The organism is Proteocatella sphenisci DSM 23131 (assembly GCF_000423525.1).
GTDB classification, from domain to species: domain Bacteria; phylum Bacillota; class Clostridia; order Peptostreptococcales; family Filifactoraceae; genus Proteocatella; species Proteocatella sphenisci.
In genome coordinates, this window is record NZ_AUID01000021.1 from 1 (window position 1) to 19,738 (window position 19,738).

The window sequence follows — 19,738 nt, forward strand, 5'->3', positions numbered from 1 at the left end:
TTTTTTTTGCATTAAAAAAAGCGAACTAGTCGCTTTTTTCTTTGGGGGCTATTTCCCGACAGCCCCATTTTTGTATCATTATTTATTAATCAGTTTTGATTGAACCAAAATATTTTTAATCGCCTGTACTGATTCTGCAGATGTCAGATTTGATTTTGGTGAAATAGTTGTTTTGCTACTTCCATTAAAAACGTGGGCTGCTAATACTTCTTTTATACTACTTTTTGCCCAGTCGTTTACTTTTGTAAAGTCCGTGTAGCTTTGATAACGATCTTTATCACTTCCAGTTAGTTTTGTTACCTTCATGACTCTTTGATACATAACCATAGCCTCTTCACGAGTAATAAGTGCATCTGGTCTAAACCTTCCATCTGGATATCCTGCTACAATTCCATACTCATTTGCTATTAGAATCGCACGTGTTCTTTCGTCTGCGCTGCTTACATCCTTGAACTTATTCTCATGAGTAGGTCCTTCTCTGTAAAGTCCCAGTGCTCTAACAATATATTCTGCAAAATCTGCTCTTGTAATAGCTTTGTTCGGATCAAAATTTTCAGGATTAAAAATTACGAGTCTTGATGCCATATCATTGACAACATCCTTAGCCCAATGATTCTCTACAGACTTCACAGTAACCGAATTCCAAATTACAGAGTAGTTTGAGTTTGTCAAAGAATTCAAGCTCGCATACCACTTACCATCCTTTTGGTATAATGACGTTGGTACGTGGCTATACGTTCCATCTGCGTTGAACACAATACCAGTTGTTATTTTGCCTGGGTCTACACCTGAAGGAATCTCCATAACTCGCTCTACATAGTTGTTAAACTTACTTATCAAAGCTTCTCCAGTTGTCCCATCTGATTTTATGGTTTTAGCTACTACTTCAAAAGATACCGGTGGTAATATCAGATCCAAGCCGTTAGCTTCCGCAACTTTTTTGTACTCCTTAATAACTTTTTCATCCAGTTTTGTAATTTTCACTTCTACTTTTATGTCTACCAGATCCGTTTCTGATACACCAAGATTTTTTGCTACTTTACTTATGGCAAATTCTTCTGCCGGGATTATATATTCCATGTTATTTTGTTTAACTGAAATATTAAATTTACTAGCTTCTAGTTTCTTAACTATATCACCAGTAAGTTCCACCTTAGCAATATCTGAGGTCTTGTCCCCTACGATCACTTGGATGAAATTTCCAGTCCCTGTTTTGTTGTTTTTAATAGCTTCATCAATTTTACTTTCAATTACTTTATTGTCGACTTCCACAGTTGAAGTTGATTTTCCGCTCTCTGTTGTCTTTGTTTCATTACCCGCGTTTTGCTCCTTACCGTTTACAATTACGATGCCACTACCTATAGTCGGCTTGCTGATTCCATTAGAAGAACTTCCGCTGCCCGAACCGCTACTTGGCGCTACGCAGGCCGTTATATCTATCTTAACTACTGTGCTGACATTTCCAGCTGCATCTTTTACCTTAATGTAGATATCCTTTGCTCCTGCTGTCAATCCTGTCGGATTGGTTATGGTTGTTTCTGCTGTTGTACAGACTGCTCCAGCTCCGCTTGTATTAATTGCCGGCGCTGCGGATCCATCTGCTACAATTGCGTAATAGTAAGTTCCTGCTTCGTTTGAAGTAAACTTTACTGTTCCTGCTGTGTCACTGGTTCTGGTAACGGCTCCAGTTGTAAGACTTGGCGCTGTTGTGTCTGGCTCTTTGTATGCTTCTATTTCTATCTTTATGGCAGAACTTACATTTCCTGCAGCATCTTTTACTTTGATATAGATGTCTTTTGCTCCTGCTGTAAGTCCTGCCGGATCAGTCATTGTAGTTTCTGATGTAGTGCAGGATTCTCCGGCTCCGCCTGTCTCTATATAAGGTTCACCTGCTCCGGCTTCAACCACTTCATAGTAGTAGCTTCCGGACTCATTTGAGGTGAATTTTACACTTACCGCCGTATGGCCGGTTCTTACTGCTGCTCCGGCTGTAAGGAATGGAGATACTGTGTCCGGTGCTTTGTATGCAGCTATTTCTATCTTTATGGCAGAACTTACATTTCCTGCAGCATCTTTTACTCTGATATAGATGTCTTTTGCTCCTGCTGTAAGTCCTGCTGGATCAGTTATTGTAGTTTCTGATGTAGTGCAGGATTCTCCATCTCCTTCTGTATCTATATAAGGTTCACCTGCTCCGGCTTCAACCACTTCATAGTAGTAGCTTCCTGATTCATTTGAGGTGAATTTTACACTTCCCGCCGTATGGCCTGTTCTTACTGCCGCTCCGGCCGTAAGGAATGGAGACTCTGTGTCCGGTGGATCCGGGACAGTAAGCTGCACTACCTGATTTTCGCCGGTTCCACTGTTTTTTACAGTGTAATTTAAATCATCACTGCTAAAATTGACGCTGTTATCCGCACTGTTATTTCCCGTGATATCAACCGGCTGCGATTCATACAGGCTCTGATCCATTGTCACTCCAATCCTTGAACCAGAATCCAATCCCGCTGTATCCACGGTGATTATATTTGAGGAATAAACATTGTATGGTGCACCTGTATCTGTATTTATGTTATCACTTATATTAATAAGTCCGGAAACGCTCAATGTACCATAATTAAGAATTCCTCCGGCATATTTACCTGTATTTCCGCTTATTGTTCCACCCTCTATAGTAACATTGTCGTAATTGCAAACCCCGCCGGCGAGTGCACCCTTGCTCCCAGATATGCTTCCCCCTTCCATTATAAAGGTTCCGAAGTTCACCACTCCGCCGGATCCATTTGCTTCAATATTTTCTGCATTTTTAATCTCAGATCCAGGCTTCATTATAAAATCACCTGCCCCGTTGCTAACAGCTGCGGCACGATTTCCACCTTCATCTATCCTCGAATTTTGAATCACTGCGCCGCTTTCCATGATAAATGAACCGGCTTGTTTATGAATAATAGTACTTGTAGCAGTAATATTTTCCCCATTTCCATCAAGAACAATGTTTTTAAGCGTTAAGGAATTGCCTTCATAATATATTCCAAAGAAACCTCGCTTCTCATCATTAGCACGAGTTATGGTATAAGTCCCGCCTGCGCCACTCTGAATTATAATATTCTTTCCGTCTTCAATATTCTTTCCGTCTCCAATATTAATTCCATCGCCATCTTTTGAGAAATCACCGGTTATTTCTATAGTCTGCAATGTTCCATCAGTTGGTGCATTTTCTACAGCTGTTTTGAGATTACTCCAGCTGTCAACAGATACTACTGAATTTGGAATGTCTACATCTTCATCAACCGAGCTATCTTGCACGTTATTAAAAGTAGTTAAACCCGAATCTACCACGCTAAAATCAGTATTTGTTGATCCATCATAGGCTTGTAAGATACATATTTTGTCACTATTCGCCGTATCATCTTCAATAACAATTGGCCCATCTTCAATATTCAACGCTATACCCTCTGAATCTGCGAATACTCCTATCGGTATCAGAGTCACTATCATACACAGCGTAAGTATTGTACTAAGTATCTTTTTTTTCATCTTTTCTCCTCCTATGTGTTGTTTTTAGTTTCTTAATATAAATAATAAATATTAATTTATACATATTTTACATCATAACAAATATAAAAGATTAACACCGTTTGTGGGGTAATTGCTATTATTTTAGGTATAATTGCCTGTTTTTCACAAAAAAAGACTGCCTTTTATAGAGACAGCCATTCACAACATATTTATTTATAAATAATATCACTTCTCATTTAGTACAACTTGAGTTACAAATCTTCCATCTATTACTGAAAAGCCCGCCGTACCGTCGTAACGTTCGGCGGTATATAGTATACTTTTAGTTCCCGTTCCGCCACCGGTTTTTTGTGTCAAAGGCATTTCGCCTTGAAATTCAATGTCTGATTTACAGGTATTTTCTACCTTCACCCGTAAACGACGGTCGAAATATTTAACAGTGACAGTAATTTTCTTTTCCTCGCTCTCTAGCATCCGAAGACAGCCTTCAAGCGCGTTTTCCAATGCATTTCCAAGTACACAAGTGAGATCGATGTTATCGATGCCAATTCGATTGGGCAGATTTACATTAAAAACAGTTTTTATATTTTCCTCCTCTGCTCTACTTGCATAGAGGTTTAAAATGCTGTTAGCAATTGGATTAAGGCAATATGAGTTGGAATTATTAGCCTCAAGTGCTGCATCAAAACTTGTCATATAATCTTTCAGGTTGTCAAAATCCCTGCTTTGCAAAAGCCCCATTATAACCGAATTATGGTGATGCATATCATGCCTTTGCTGAAAAGTCAGTGCTGCTGTAGCTTTTTGTCGAATAAGTTCCGATTCCCAGAGTTTCTCCTGCTATGCCATCAATAATTGCCGTTTTTCAAGTGCATACTTTTCCACTATGGCATTTGCCTGTATGTACAAGAGGTAGTACACTGCCAAGAACAATATGTAAACAGTGATAATAATAAATCTAGACCAAGTGGCATTAGTCCAATACCAGTAAGGAGTCGGGTAATATATTACCATTATTTGCATTATTAAAAACATCAATGGCACCAATGTAGCCGGTCGCCACTCCTTATCCAAAGTCTCCACTAATCTCCGAAAACGCACTCTTACATATTTATACAACAGCGGAAGAATAATCATATATATCAAAGTGCGTATCACGATTCGCGCTCCAATAAAAGCACTCCCATCGAAAGCGAAAGCCAGATTATCACTCACATAGCTTATTGATACATAGATATTAACGAAAGTAAGGAAACTAAAGAGCGATACAAAAAAACTATCATCTGTGCAAATCAAAAACCACGAAATCGATATTGCCAAAATAATAAAGATTGAAAAACTGTCTAACGGATGAGCTCCCTGAGTAAACAGTATATAAGAAAGAAGACTTATGCCTAAAAACATTATAAAAAATCCTGTAACGACTCGTTTTTTGATGGGCTCCCGAAATTTCATAGTTGAAGATGACATCAGTATAAAACCAATAATTGACTCTGTAAATGATAAGAATACTAAAATATTGTAAATCAAATTGGTTTCCTCCGTTTCTTATTCCCCCGTGGACATTTGAAAACACAGAAACTGTTCTTTAAGTTCTTTATACACACGGTAAGGGTACGCCAAGTGTTCACCCGAATCCAAGACGATTGTATCTTTCCTGATTTGCCTGATGTATTTTAAGTTTAAGTTTATCGAAGCACCACATTTTACGAAATATTTGGCCGGTGTCAAGTGTTCAAAAAGTTCTGAGGCAGTCATTCTCACTTCCAGTCTTTCACCTTGAATCGTGTGAACGATCTGATAATTATTTCTACCCGTTTGAGTAAATACCACATCTCTCGTAAAAAGACGAACCATTCCCTCTGATGTCTTGAGTGTAATTATGTGACGTCTTTCTACTTTTAAGCGACCTAGCACTTTGTCTAAAGCTGAAAAAATAGTATTTTCTGTATATGGTTTAATCAGATACTTTGCAGCATCTACTTCAAACGCGTCAATAGCGTGGTCTCGTGAGGTTGTAAGAAATATAATTTCTCCGCTGTCATCAAGCTGGCGCAGTTCGCGCGCCGCATCTGTACCAAGCATCCCAGCCATGTAAACATCTAAAAGAAATACATCAAAGGATCCATGCTCTTCCACATAAGATAACAACTCTAAGGGCGCAGAAAATGAAACTATTGTTATTTCATATTGTGGATGCTCTTGTATGTATTTTCCAAGAAAAATCTGAGCGCGCTCAAGTTCTTGAGGTTCGTCATCACAAATTGCAATATTAATCATAAATTCGCCTTCCATTCATCAAGTTGTTCACTAATTATCCTGTGTTTTTTTATACATTGATTGTACCATTTTTGTATCAAATATCATAGTGTAAGAAGAGTTACATCTGCAGATATTGACACCTCTGTCTAATGGTGTTAGACTGAATATGGTCTAATGATATACGACAGGAGGATTATAATATGGAAAAATATAAATTGGGCGAGATGGAGCAGCGATTTGCCGATCTGATTTGGGAAAATGAACCCGTCAGTTCCCGCACACTTACCGAGCTTTGCGAAAACGAATTTGCCTGGAAACGCTCCACTACCTATACCATGCTCAAACGTTTGTGTGAAAGAAAAATATTTCAAAACAATAATGGTACTGTGACTTCTCTTATGTCTAAAAATGAATTTGGGGCGGCAAAGGGAGAACAGTTTTTGAGTGAGGCATTTGATGGATCTCTTCCAAGATTTTTAGCAGCCTTTACACGTAGAAAAAAACTCAGTGAAAATGAAATAAAAGAGATACAAAAGCTCATTGATGATCACAAGGAGGAATAAACATGCTTGATAAAATATTTCTGCAGGTTTTGAATATGAGCTTTACAGGAGGCCTTGTTATAGCTTTTGTCCTGGCAGCAAGACTCTTTTTGAAAAGAGTTCCCAAGGCATTTTCCTATGCCCTTTGGTCTGTGGTAATATTCAGGCTCTTGTGTCCTTTTTCCTTTGAGAGCATGTACAGCCTTTTGCCTGCGCGGACAAATCCCATTTCACAAGATATAATCTACATGAATGCGCCAAAGATAGATACCGGAATCGCATCCGTAAACAATGCTATAAATTCTGTTCTCCCTTCAGCTACTCCATACGCAAGCGTAAATCCTATTCAGATCTGGATTTTTGCCGGAAGCCTGCTCTGGATTATCGGCATAGCTCTTTTGCTGATATACAGCATTTTCTCTCTGGTGCATCTGCAAAAACGCCTGAAAGATGCCACGCTTTATGAAGATAATATATTTCTTTCAGACAGAATCAGCACCGCCTTTGTTGTTGGCGTTTTCCATCCGCGAATTTATATGCCCGCAAATCTGAGCAGTGCACAAATGAAATATATATTACTTCATGAACAAACTCACCTCAAAAGATTTGATCATATAATCAAGATCCTAAGCTTTTTGGCATTATGTATTCACTGGTTTAATCCACTTGTGTGGGTTTCATTTTTCGCCAGCAGTAAAGATATGGAGATGGCCTGTGATGAAGCCGTGATCAAACAGCTCGGAAACGACATAAAAAAAGATTATTCAGCTTCACTTCTCACCCTCTCAACAGGCAGACGAATCGCAGGAGGTGCTCCGCTTGCTTTTGGTGAAGGAGATACAAAAGAAAGAGTCAAAAATGTACTCAACTACAAAAAACCTTCATTTTGGGTAATCAGCGTTACACTTATAATTGTTGTAATCATTGGAACAGGCCTGCTTTCAAATCCCAAAAATGAACCTGTTATACTTACGCCTGATGATAAAGTGTCCAGCATAAGAATAGAACAGATTAATGAGGGAATAAGCCTTGGGGCCATTGAAATCTCAGATAATAAAGATATTCAAACTGTGCTGAATGCTTTTGAAAACACAAATAAAACGCTCAAAGATTCGGTAAATGACTCTCCAAGCGTTAAAAACTATTTTAAAATAGACATCCTTGGTTCAACTACGCAAACATTTTATTTATACAATGACGGCAGAAAAAATTACATCGAACAACCTTATTCTGGCATTTACAAGATAAATGCAGGGGACAGCGATTCTATTTCCAGTCTCTATAAATCAAATGCAGGCGAATATTTGCAATATAATGTTATAGATTTGTGGAATGCCCGCACGCAATATATTGGAGATAATAACGCTGTTTCAACACTGCTTGGACTGCTTCCCGTTCCAGAAGGTTTGCAGTATGACCATCTTGAACTCCAGACCGCTTCTCAGCCATACAGCATCAAAATTGTGTATTCAGTTACAGCTGAATCTATTGAAAAATATGGTGCTCCAGATAACCCCGCAGCTGATATGTTTAGAAAAAACGCATTGCTATTAATGGCTCTGGTAGATAATGCAGATGCTGTTAATGCCCTACTAAAAGACGGCAGCCGTGAAGTATCATTTACCAATACTCGTGAGTGGGCAGATCATACTGCAGGCAGCGATGTCCGCAGCTTTGCAATAAGTCCAGAAAAACTGATGGAATTGATCAAACAAGAATAGATTACCGTTTGCTTTCTCTCCATTTTGTAGCATACATTTCCAAGACATTCAGGAGATTTTCTCCAATTGTAGAATATGCTTTATCATTAAGATTTGCAAGAGATATCCTTATTGACCACTTAGGAGCATTAAATCCGCCGCCGTCTAATAAAACTATGGAAGACTTTTCCGCTAACTGTATTAAAATATCTACCGGTTTGTAATTTTCCTGAAGATACTTTACAAACCCATCATTATAGTTTCTATTTGCCCATTCAAGCAGGTCAAATTGAGTGTAGTAAGATGCATCATAAGGATCTTCCTTCATCTTAATACCCAGTCCATCAAACAAAAGCTGCTTGCGGCGGCGGCATATATCGTTTGTCAGTTTCTTATATCGGTTTTCTTTATCAACTATTGCAAACAGTGAAAAGAATGCCATCTGTACCTGCTGAGGAGTCGAAAGCCCTGCAGTATGGTTTAGGGCAACCTGACGGCTGTCTGCAACAATTCTGTCTATAAAAAGAATTTTATCAGGGTCAGTTGAAAGTCCGCAGTAGCGCTTTCTGGCCCTTTCCTTTTTATCCTCATCCTGCTCTCTTAACAACTTGTCAAAAACATTGTCCTCATAAAGTGCTATAGTTCCAAGGCGCCATCCAGTAACCCCAAAATATTTTGAATATGAATAAACCCCAATAGTATTGTATGGCAGATCAGCCATTATGGAGCAGAAATTATCCACAAAAGTACTGTAGACATCATCTGAAATAATCATTAAATCCGGATTGGAATTATCAACTATATGCTTAAGCTGTTTTACACTTTCAGGCCTCATCGCAACTGAAGGTGGATTGTTTGGATTGACTACAAACAAAGCTTTTATAGAAGTATCTCTCAATTTATCCATTTCACTCTCAGGATACTGCCATGTGTGTCTTCCCTCTTCATCCATTTCATCCGCGCAAATATTGACTACTTCAAAATTATATCTCGGCAAATGAGGAATCTCCAGATATGGAGTAAAAATCGGTGTCATCAGTGCTATTTTATCGCCTTTGGATAATATATTGTTCGCTATAAGGGAATCAAAAATATAGCACATTCCTGCAGTTGCACCTTCCACCGCAAATGTATCAAACTTGCCTTCAAGAGGTTCATTATAACAGAGCTCCTGAATCAGGTAGTCATTAACTACAAGTTCCACATGACGAAGCATTCTGTCTGGATGAGGGTAGTTGTCACCTATTATTCCATCCACAAGTTCATGAATCCAGTCATCTGCATTAAAACATTTTACTGTAACCCCGTAATTTATCATCTTCATCAGAAGTTCAATCCCCGGCGCATCGGGATTGTTTTTTATGTACGCCTTAAATCGCCCCGCTATTCCTTCCTTCTTTGGCATTCCCGCAAGATCGCCTTCGTTCCATACCCTGCGACTTTCAGAAACCGCAAACTGTCCAAAAGTAAAAAACGCTTCCCTTGGCGTTGCGGCTATCCAGTTGGGATTTCCCCTGCCTGCATCCAGTAAGGAATGCGCACTTCCCTTTCTCGAATCCTCTGCAAGATTTATCAATTTATCTTTAAGCTCAAAGGGACTTATCTTTCCATAAACCCTTTCAATTTCTTCACGTTGAATACTTGAATTATACATATTTCCTCCAGATTAATTATTTTTTTATATTTTCTGATTCTTGTATTTCCCCAATATCATTTATAACCGACTGTACTTGCTGAATAAGCTCATCTTTATTAGGAATATAGTAAACATATTTCGATGCAAAAATCTGGTTCTCAAGACCACCAAGTGCATATTCTGCAACAATTTCCGAAGCATCTGCACATAGAATTATACCTATCGGTTTATCGTCACCGTCGTCATTTACCTCATTTGCATAATAATTTACATACATATTCATCTGTCCAATATTTTCTGGTTTGAGACTCCCCATCTTCAAATCTATCAAAACATATGCTCTTAGGATTTTATTGTAAAACACCATATCTACATAGTAATGCGTATTTCCCAAAGTGATTCTCTGCTGCGAGCCTACGAACATAAAACCTCGACCCAGCTCAAGAAGAAACTTTTCTATTTTTACAATTAAGGCCTTTTCCAAATCTTTCTCAAGCATTGGTTTGTTTTCTGGAATACCTAAGAACTCAAATACATAGGGATCTTTCAATATATCATTCGGTTTAGCATAAATAGCACCTTGCTTTGCAAGAGATAGTACCTTTTCCTTATTAACATCTCCATTAGAGAGTAAAAGTCTCTCAAATAAAGATGTATTAATCTGTCTTTTCAACTCACGTACAGACCAATTTGAGTTTTGTGCCTCCTGCTCGTAGAAAGATCTAGCATTTTTATCTGACACCGAAAATAATTCACAGTAATGCGTAAAACTTAATTTGCCAGACAGTGACTGGCAAATTGGATAGTTTAAATATAACAGTCTCATATTTTGTAGATTAGAGCGCGAAAAACCTTTGCCAAGCTCCCTGGTCAGTTCTTTAGATAGCGACTTTAGTAATTGCTTGCCATACTCTGCCTTTTCTGAACCTGCTTGTTCGCTTTCTACAATAACTCTCCCGATATTCCAATAAGCTAATAAAAGTTCATTGTTTACGGTTCGCGCAACTTTTTCTCTTGCTTCAGTTAATATTTGCTTGATTTCATTTATAACAGATTGATTTTGAAGATCTAACATAACAATTCCCATCCTTTTAGTATTTCTAAAAAATTATTTTAGTTATCGCAGTTATTAAAATCATATAAATTAAAAATTTAATTCACAGATGTTTTCATTAAATACTTGGCTGGAGTTGGTTTTTCTAGTTTCCAAATAATGCTCATAGGTTTTGAGTCTTTGTGACTTACATAGTCTGCTTTTCCTAAGAATGTGTACGGCATAGCCCCCAGAATATCGTTCTTTTGTTCTCTTACGAACAGTAACACTTGACTGTTCATTTTTTTATGGTTTATATATCTTTGTCCAGTTTGCGAATTTTCAGCCGTCTTGCTTTGGCTCTGCCAGTGGAATAAGATATTATTTATTGAATAGTCTTCATACATGGTAGTTGGCGAGTAATGCTTTTCGCTTTTATTAAGCGTAATGAAGAAAATGTCAACATTTTTATCTTCTAAATATTTTACTCCTTGTACCATGCTTAATGGTTTCATATAGTCCATAGCTACCAAAATTTGATCTCTTGAGTAGTTACAATAAAGGTCCAACGGACACTCGAATCCAAGTTCGATCTTTTCATCTATAAAGTCTATTTCTTCATATCTGTATTCTAATAATTCTATAAACTCAGCTAACATATTTGGATTGTTTTTAAATATATCTAAAGCTTCTTTATGATTTGAAAATCCGCATTCTTCTAATGGTTTTTGCCAGATTGTAAATTGAAGCATTTGGAGCATCCTTATCTCTCCTTGACTAAATTTTCTTAAGTCGAGGCCTTCTATATCACTCAAAATGTTAATAATAAATTTAATCCATCTTCTTGAGTCTATATGACATATTCTCTTAAGTGCTTTTTCCATCACTTGTTCCAATTCTTCATTAAAATCATCTTTAAGTCCTGCTCTTACGCATAATCTCGAGAACGTTCCCCATCTGTATATTTCTTTTTCGCTGAAGTGATAGTAATCTAAGAAATTTTTAAGAGTAATTGGAATTTCAGCATCTTCGCCATATGAAATTATTTTTGATACTATTCCCGCTGTAGTTCCGAGTGAACTTTTTATATTTTTCAGTATGGCTTCTTTCGCCTTTTTTTCAAGATGTATATAACATCCTTTTGGTACTGAAATAAAATCATCCTTTATTTCTCTTTCTACACTTCTGGAACTGTTTGATAAAAGTGATCCTAATTTGTCTGAAAAATTATATTTTTTGTTTGCCATACCTATAAAATCTAGTACTGTAAGGCAGTCTTTGTTTTCTGCAAGTCTAAGTCCTCTTCCCAATTGCTGAAGAAATATTGTTATGCTTTCTGTAGGCCTCAGAAATAAAACCGTATTGATTTCCGGAATATCTACACCTTCATTATAAATATCTACTACAAAAATAAATTTAACATCTCCCCTTACAAGCTTTGCTTTAGCTGTATTTCTATCTTCTGTACCAGAATTCCCAGTAAGTGCAATAGAACTAATACCGCACTTATTAAAATACTCTGCCATATATTGTGCATGATCTACTGTTACGCAAAAGCCTAAGCCTTTTACATCTCTCATATCCGCTATATATCTATCTAAAGAATTTACAATAAGCTGTGCACGTTTTTGTGCAACTACGTTTTCGAGTTTTATTATACTACCGTCTTCGTCGTTCTTATATCCGGTATACAACTCCGAGAGTGCTTTTTTTTCATATCCACCTTTTGCCCATTTTAATGAATCCAAGTCTACAGTATCACTTACTCCAAAATATTGGAAAGGAGAAAGTAGTTTTCTCTCTATAGCTTCTGGAAGCCTTATTTCTGCTGCTATCCTGTTATCAAAATAATCAAGAATGCTCTCTCCGTCCATACGTTCTGGCGTAGCTGTCAGCCCAAGTAATATTTTAGGAGTAAAATGATCAAATATTACTTGATACGAATCTGCCTTGGCGTGATGAGTTTCATCAATTATTATGTAGTCATAAAAATCCTTTGAAAATTTATCCCATAACTTTTGAGAATTAAGCGTCTGCACTGAAACAAAAAGGTGCTTTACATCCTTTGGCTTATATTCTCCTACAAATAATTCTCCAAAGTTGTTATCTTTCAAAATTCCCCTAAAGCAATTCATCGCCTGTTCAAGAATTTCTTTTCTATGAGTAACAAATAGTAAATTATTTTGTTTTTCTGGATTTTGAATGCAATGATTTTTGTAATCAAAAGCTGAAATTACGGTCTTACCTGTTCCTGTCGCTGCCACAATGAGATTTTTGTAACTACCTCTTACAATTCTTTCTGTTTGCAATTTATCCAGAATTTCTTGTTGGTATGGGTATGGTGTTACATCAAAATTGAACACCATACTATTTTTTTCCTTATAGTACCTCTCGGCCTCTAAAGCCATTTCCAATTTCGCCTTACTCTCTCCTGTATAATCTTCAAACTCGTATGAATTCCAATACGATTCTAAAGTTGCTTCAATTTTTCTTATCGTTTGTTTGGAATCTTTTTCTGTAAGCTTTACATTCCATTCCAGTCCACCTGATATCGCTGCATTCGATAAATTCGATGAACCAACATACGCTGTAGTAAATCCTGTGTCTCTATAAAAAACATATGTTTTAGCATGTAATCTCGTTCTTTTTGTATCATAAGATACTCGTATTTGAGTGTTTTGAAGCTTTCTGAGTTCTTCAACTGCTTTTAAGTCTGTGGCTCCCATATATGAAGTAGTTATTATTCTCAGCTCTCCACCATTTTGCGTAAACTCTCTTAATTCTTCTATTATCTTTACCAAACCACTCCATTTTATAAAAGAAACCAACATATCTATTCGATTACTTGAAACTATCTCTTTTTTCAATTCTGTATACATACTCGGTTCGTGTCCTGAGCCTGTAAAAAGAGAAGTCATAGACATTGAAGTCTCCGGCCTGACTACTTCTGTAGAATTGGTAATTGCATTAATATTGTTTTTAGAATCCAATATAGCTAGTAACTGTTCAGCTCTTTCATCTACAGCAAAATCATCGAAATCTAAGTCTCCAACTGTCTCTGAAATCACATTAACTATCTTATTAACTAATTCTATTTTACTTTTTACTACTTCTTTTCCGTCATTGATTTGATTTAGACCCTTTTCAATTATTTCTGTTATGTATTTTGCTAATATAGTTGAGGACTCTGCTTCATCTATCTTCTCAACCGTCTTGATAATATCTTTATTATCGTCAAGCGCTCTACCTATATCCCTACTTATTACCTGCTCATAAATTCCCCGTTTCAACATAATATCCCACCTTTTTGCATAAATTTGAACGCACAATTGTCTTCCTTAAGTATAACATATTAGAAATTTATTTAAACAGCATATTAGTTTGAAATTCATATAAGTAAAAACAAGAGAAAAAGACGCAATAAAAAATCAGCGTCTCAACGGCGCTGATTTTTTATAAAATACACATGAATTTTTATATTTTTATCTTTTATTTCGTAAATTTGCTTTTTCTTGAATAGTATATAGCCAGTCCTATTACTGTAATAACAAGTCCTATAGCTGCATTGAGCGGCTGAGTGAACAAGGTGTTTATAACTATATATGCTCCACCTGCTATTGCTATTATAGGTATGATTGGATATAGTGACACTCTGTATGGTCTGTGTAGATCTGGCTGTTGTTTTCTAAGTATGGATACTGATATTACAGCAAGCAGGAGTCCTGCGTTTGCATATCTGCTTGTACTTGTTCTGGGTAAGTTTTACATTATAAGTACGGTTGCATGGCAGGTGACTCTTTGGATAATACTTGTGTGCCAGGGGTATCTTGCGATAGGTCCGCTGTTTGCCATCCCAAGGACTGCGACGGTTCTTTTTTACTCAAGTGATTCCAAGGGTCCAAATCCACCGAACGTGTCTTTCATCTGCTGGTAGAATGACTTTCCCAGAAGCGTCTCATATATCTCGTCTGCTTTTTCCTCTGGATCCAGGTCTGCAAATGCTTCCGGATATACGGTCTTGCCTGTGAAGTATGCGTTTACCATGGCTGTATCTATGTTTGTAGTAAGGAAGTTGTATGGCATCTGCCCGTATACTTTGTGATTCCTGAATGCACTGAGCGATTCATAAAACTCTTTGTTGTTCATGTAGTCTTCTTTTACGTGAACAAGTCCATTCAGATCCAGGAAGATAAACTCGGGGTCCCATACGAAAAGCTGTTCTTTGTCTATCATAAGGCTTCCTGTTTTTCCGGTTTCATCTGCTACGTTGTCTACATTGAGCGAGTCAAATATCACAAAGCCTCCCCTTGTGCTTTCTATGCCTTTGGCTCCCTTGCTTCCCAGTGCTCCTACATATGCCTGTGCCCTATCTTGTGTCTCTATGCTCTCAGTCCGCTCTTTGAGGTCCTTTGCGCACGACTGCATGTATGAAACTACTGTTTCTGCTTTTTCCTGCGTTCCCATTACTTCTCCGATTATATTTAGCGACTGGTATACCTGCTCGTCAAAAAGCCCGTTTGCTCCGTATCCTATTGCTATTACAGGTATTCCCAGCGTGCTTTGCAGCTCGTCTGGATTTTCATATGTCGTAAATATCACGTCCGGTGATACTCCAAGGATCTTTTCAGGGTCGTTTCCGCCATTTGGTCCACCCTGTCCGATCACAGGAAGAGATCTGAAGATCTCCTGATTTATCTGTGTGTATGGTCTTCCCGGTGCGTCTTCATGCTCTACGGCCTCTACACCTGCAAGTTTTTCAAGATCAGCTGAGTATGCGTAGAGTCTCAGTGCGCCTACGCCTGTAACTGCGACTTTTGATACTGAACCGAGAATTTCTACTTCACGTCCCAATATGTCAGCGATAAGCTTTTTTTCCGTTGAATCTGGCTGTGATTCTGCTGAACCTGCGCTTCCTGTACAGCCTGTAAGCGTCATGAGGGACGCTAATAATGTAATGATGAGTAAGCAGTTTATGATTTTTTTCATTTTTCCTCCTATTTAGGTACTACCACTGTATGATTTTCACATTTTATTATGTTCACCGGCACTGAGTATATTTCTTCTATATTCGAGGCCGTTATTATCTCTTTTCCGCCGGCTGCAAAAACTCCCTTGTCCTTCATGAGTATGAATCTGTCTGCATAGCGCAGGGCGAGGTTTATGTCGTGCATTGCCACTATGGCTGTAAGATGATTTTCTCTTACTGCTTTTTTGATTACGTCAAGTACATCGAGCTGATTCCTCAGGTCGAGATGATTCGTTGGCTCGTCCATAAGTATGACTTTGGGATTCTGTGCTATGGCTCTCGCTATCATTACCATCTGCAGTTCGCCGCCGCTCAGCTCGTCTATGTACCTATTTTCATATCTTTTCAGCCCCAGGCTTTCTATTGCTCTGTGTGCTATCTCTATGTCTTCTCTTGTGGCATCCCATTTTATATAGGGTTTTCTTCCAAGAAGTATGGCATTGAATACTTTTATCCGGTTGCTGACTTTCCTCTGTTCTACATAGCTCATCTTTTGGGCAAGCTCTTTGCGGGAATGGTCTCTGGTGCATCTGTTTTCTATCAGCACGGTCCCTTTTTCCGGTTCGAGGATCAGATTTATGCATTTCAAAAGAGTGGTCTTGCCTGTCCCATTTGTTCCAAGCACTGCAACGAACTCTTCCGGTGCCGCCCTGAAGCAGATGTCTTCGAGTACGGGATTTCCTGGATATGAAAATTCTACTCCTTCGATACTTAATCTCATTTCTGTTTTGCTCCTTTCATAAGAAGATACAGGAACAGCGGTGCCCCCAGAAAGGAGGTTATGGTCCCTACGGGAAGCACTATAGGTGCTATGATTGTCCTTGCTGCCGTGTCTGATACGAGAAGTATGAGGCTTCCTGTCAGAACTGCTGATGGTATAAGCAGCCTGTGATCCTCTCCTGTCAGCCTTCTCATTATCTGAGGCGCTATAAGTCCTACAAATCCTATTATTCCCACGAATGAGACAGTGACTGCTGTTATGAGCGATGCCAGGAACATCCCTGTAAATCTCAGATTTTCTACGTTTACCCCGAGGCTCTTTGCAGTTGCTTCTCCGCTGTCAAGGGCATTATAGTTCCATCTGTTGAACAGAAAGTAAAGTGTTCCGGCTGCTACTGTAATACTCATTATCCCCAGTTCTTTCCAGGTTATCCTCCCCAGGTCTCCAAATGTCCAAAACACCATGGATGCTATCTGGACGTCGTCGGCAAAGTACTGTAGAAGGGTTGATCCTGCAGTAAAAAGAGAGCCTATTGCAACTCCTGCAAGTACTACTGATTCCGGGGTAAATCCTCTGTTTCTGGCCAGGGCCAGTATCCATGTCATAGCTATCATAGAGAATGAAAATGCAAATATGCTCACCATATACGGGTTCTCGATGAATATGGGATTTGCTGAGGAGCTGTTGTATCTCCCTTCTCCTGCCAGAACAATGGAGAGGTTGGCTCCAAATGCGGCTGCATTTGATATACCCAGCGTGGATGGTGATGCTATAGGATTTTTGAGGCTTGTCTGCATTATGCATCCTGAGACGGCAAGTCCTGCTCCTGCAACGATACCTCCCAGGATTCGAGGCAGCCTTATCTTCCATATTACGATATCTGCAAATTTATCTCCCTGAAGGATCAGGGTTTTTAATACGCTGCCAATATGTGCCTGGGCCGAACCTGTGTTTAGTGCGATATATGCACAAACCATGATTGCCAGAGCCAGCGCCGAGAGTATATATCTGTTTCTCTGTGTCTGCTGTTCATAGGCGTTCTTTATCATGATTCTTGCTCATTCTTTTCATTTTCCAGGCTGTCCATTGCAGGTATATATATCTTTATGTCCAGAAGCGGGCTGTTGTCTAAGGCATCAAGTCCTACGACTTCAAGTTTTTCCTCATCTATGCTCATTATTTTTGCTACGTTGAGAGCAAGCGGGTTTGGACGGTTTGGAGAACGGGTCGCAAAAACTCCGTATTCCCTGTCTTTTCCCGGTGGAACTGTCCTCAGAGCTGCCCTGTCTGCCCTATCTCCCCAGTAGATCACCACTATGTTCTGGCCTTCTTCGAGTCCGTACATGGCATCTCTGAATTCAGGAAACATCTCCAGGATCATAGTTTCTTTTGACAGCTTTCCCTGTCTTGGCGCTTCCCCTTTTACCTTGTAAGGGCTTTTGATTTTTCCAATCTCTTTTAATATCATATTTTCCTCCAAAAAAATAAACATCCCTGTGACACAGAAATGCTTAAAGTTACAGACAGATTTATCCGCCTTTGCTTTACACAGATCCCGTCTCTCGCAGGATTGCGTGTTGTTTATAAGCAGGTCTACCGGCTCAAGCTTCATCATTGTTTCAACCTTCCCGGTTTCCCAGTGGCATACTGAAACAACTCTTCTTTTACGGTGGCGGGACCGCGTGGGCATTTAACCCAACTTCCCTTTTAAGCCCTTTGTAATACATAGGGCACTTATATACAGAGATATAATCTCAAACACTATTCAATTTTCATAATTTTCGTTTTTAGCATATCACAATTACTTTTCGATGTCAATTGAAAATGACTCTCAATTCAGGGTTCTTATCTGAAATGAGAGTCATTTGGTTTTTATATTATTTTATCAATGGTTTATTTCGTAAATTTGCTTTTTCTCACATAGTATATAGGCAGTCCTATTACTGTAATCACAAGTCCTATAGCTGCATTAAGTGGCTGCGTGAACAAAGTGTTTATAACTATATATGCTCCACCTGCTATTGCTATTATAGGTACGATTGGATATAGTGGCACTTTGTATGGTCTGTGTAGATCTGGTTGTTGTTTTCTCAGTATAAATACTGATACAAATGTCATTGTATAGAATATCCAGATTACGAACATTACAAGGTCTGTAAGCTGATCAAATTTTCCTGAAAATATCATTACTACTGATATTGCTGCAAGCAGTAGTCCTGCGTTTGCTGGTGTCTGGAATTTTGGATGAAGCTTTGCAAAAAATTCACTAAATGGCAGTTTATTTTCTTTTGCCATAGCGTATGGAATTCTCATTCCTGTCATTATATATCCGTTAAGTGCTCCAAATATTGATATAAGGATTCCTACTGTTATTACTTTTCCACCGCTTGCTCCAAACAACACATTTGCAACGTCTGCTGCTGGTGTAGGTGTTCCTGCAAGTTCTGGCGCTGTAAGTACGAACAGATATGCAACGTTTACCAGAAGATATACTCCCATTACGAGTGTAAGTCCTCCAACTATTGCTTTCGGAAGGTCTTTACCTGGATTTTTCATCTCTCCTGCTATTGCTCCAACGTTTATCCAGCCGTCGTATGCAAACATTATCCCTATCAGTGCTGAACCAAGGCTCGTTACAAAGGGATGATCAAGTGCCGTGATTGGTACCAGTCTTACTATACCACCACCGTCAGTCATGAGTCCTGCTATTATAATTCCAAAAAGTGGTACTAATTTACCTATAGTTGCAAGTGTCTGTATGATTCCGCCTGTTTTTGACCCCAGTATATTCATGAATATAAGGAAGAGCATTATTGCTATTGCTATCGGGGTAATGAGTGAATCTGACAGCGTCATCAGTGATACTGCCTGTGTTGCAAATATTATAGCCTGAGCTGCAATCGTTGCGGGGAAATATATTACTGTCTGTGCCCAGCCAAGAAGATACGCCCACACTGGTCCGTATGTTTCTTCGAGGTACGTTATCATTCCACCTGTTCTTGGTATTGCTGCTGCTATTTCTGCTACAGTAAGACCTCCACATATAGTTATGACCCCACCTATTATCCATGCTATAAGTCCAAGTCCAGGAGCTCCTGTAGCTGTAAATACGGCTGTGGGTTTAAAAAATACTCCTGATCCTATTACCATTCCTACTACTATTGCAAGTGCCGGAACAAGGCCAAGTGTCTTTTTAAGCTCGCCTGCAGTTGATACTTCTGCATTGTTTACTTTTGATACTTTTGATTCCATAAATAAATCTCCTTTATTCTGTCTAATATATTGTTTCTTTAGTACGT

14 protein-coding genes and 1 riboswitch are annotated in these 19,738 nt (G+C 38.6%); of the genes, 2 read left to right on the plus strand and 12 right to left on the minus strand.

The genetic code is table 11. From position 1 onward, the window contains the following. Positions 1-78: 78 nt before the first annotated feature. The 3 genes from G558_RS0108610 to G558_RS0108625 form a co-directional block, all read right to left on the minus strand. Positions 79-3,537, minus strand: a complete 3,459-nt coding sequence (locus G558_RS0108610) for an S-layer homology domain-containing protein (RefSeq protein WP_028829819.1) — start codon at positions 3,535-3,537, stop codon at positions 79-81. Between the two features lie 207 nt (positions 3,538-3,744). Beyond that, positions 3,745-4,215, minus strand: coding sequence for a GHKL domain-containing protein (locus G558_RS0108615; RefSeq protein ID WP_169337716.1), 471 nt, complete (start codon positions 4,213-4,215; stop codon positions 3,745-3,747). 852 nt (positions 4,216-5,067) lie between these two features. After that, a complete protein-coding gene (locus G558_RS0108625) occupies positions 5,068-5,799 on the minus strand; it encodes a LytR/AlgR family response regulator transcription factor (RefSeq protein ID WP_028829822.1) in 732 nt (243 codons plus the stop codon). Between the two features lie 182 nt (positions 5,800-5,981). On the opposite strand from G558_RS0108625, the gene G558_RS0108630 reads away from it, so the two are divergent. Continuing rightward, positions 5,982-6,344, plus strand: a complete 363-nt coding sequence (locus G558_RS0108630) for a BlaI/MecI/CopY family transcriptional regulator (protein WP_028829823.1) — start codon at positions 5,982-5,984, stop codon at positions 6,342-6,344. A gap of 2 nt (positions 6,345-6,346) precedes the next feature. After that, positions 6,347-8,044, plus strand: a complete 1,698-nt coding sequence (locus G558_RS13435) for a DUF5301 domain-containing protein (RefSeq protein WP_051188607.1) — start codon at positions 6,347-6,349, stop codon at positions 8,042-8,044. A 1-nt stretch (position 8,045) separates the two neighbouring features. Here the strand turns inward: G558_RS13435 and aspD are convergent, their stop codons facing one another. From aspD to G558_RS0108680, 9 genes are all read right to left on the minus strand, one after another. After that, the gene (gene aspD, locus G558_RS0108640; RefSeq protein ID WP_028829824.1) at positions 8,046-9,677 is read right to left on the minus strand and encodes an aspartate 4-decarboxylase; all 1,632 of its coding nucleotides are present in this window, start codon (positions 9,675-9,677) and stop codon (positions 8,046-8,048) included. A gap of 16 nt (positions 9,678-9,693) precedes the next feature. Further along, positions 9,694-10,734 (minus strand): PDDEXK nuclease domain-containing protein, encoded by a 1,041-nt coding sequence (locus G558_RS0108645; RefSeq protein ID WP_028829825.1) that lies wholly within the window; start codon positions 10,732-10,734, stop codon positions 9,694-9,696. Positions 10,735-10,811: 77 nt separating this feature from the next. Then, a complete protein-coding gene (locus G558_RS0108650) occupies positions 10,812-13,985 on the minus strand; it encodes a DEAD/DEAH box helicase (protein ID WP_028829826.1) in 3,174 nt (1,057 codons plus the stop codon). Positions 13,986-14,181: 196 nt separating this feature from the next. After that, positions 14,182-14,343, minus strand: coding sequence for a hypothetical protein (locus G558_RS13985; protein ID WP_156888535.1), 162 nt, complete (start codon positions 14,341-14,343; stop codon positions 14,182-14,184). A gap of 225 nt (positions 14,344-14,568) precedes the next feature. Continuing rightward, positions 14,569-15,678: an iron ABC transporter substrate-binding protein gene (locus tag G558_RS0108660; protein ID WP_028829827.1), complete on the minus strand. Its 1,110-nt coding sequence runs from the start codon at positions 15,676-15,678 to the stop codon at positions 14,569-14,571. A gap of 8 nt (positions 15,679-15,686) precedes the next feature. Next, the gene (locus G558_RS0108665) at positions 15,687-16,439 is read right to left on the minus strand and encodes an ABC transporter ATP-binding protein (protein WP_028829828.1); all 753 of its coding nucleotides are present in this window, start codon (positions 16,437-16,439) and stop codon (positions 15,687-15,689) included. Continuing rightward, entirely contained in the window at positions 16,436-17,488 is a 1,053-nt protein-coding gene (locus tag G558_RS0108670) for a FecCD family ABC transporter permease (protein WP_036931839.1), read from the minus strand. The genes G558_RS0108665 and G558_RS0108670 overlap by 4 nt, the downstream gene beginning before the upstream one ends. Next, the gene (gene tsaA, locus G558_RS0108675) at positions 17,485-17,907 is read right to left on the minus strand and encodes a tRNA (N6-threonylcarbamoyladenosine(37)-N6)-methyltransferase TrmO (protein WP_028829830.1); all 423 of its coding nucleotides are present in this window, start codon (positions 17,905-17,907) and stop codon (positions 17,485-17,487) included. The genes G558_RS0108670 and tsaA overlap by 4 nt, the downstream gene beginning before the upstream one ends. A gap of 101 nt (positions 17,908-18,008) precedes the next feature. Next, positions 18,009-18,192, minus strand: a riboswitch (cobalamin riboswitch). 140 nt (positions 18,193-18,332) lie between these two features. Then, positions 18,333-19,691 carry an APC family permease gene (locus G558_RS0108680; RefSeq protein WP_051188608.1) on the minus strand — a complete coding sequence of 453 codons (1,359 nt, stop codon included), beginning with the start codon at positions 19,689-19,691 and terminating at the stop codon, positions 18,333-18,335. Positions 19,692-19,738: the final 47 nt, after the last annotated feature.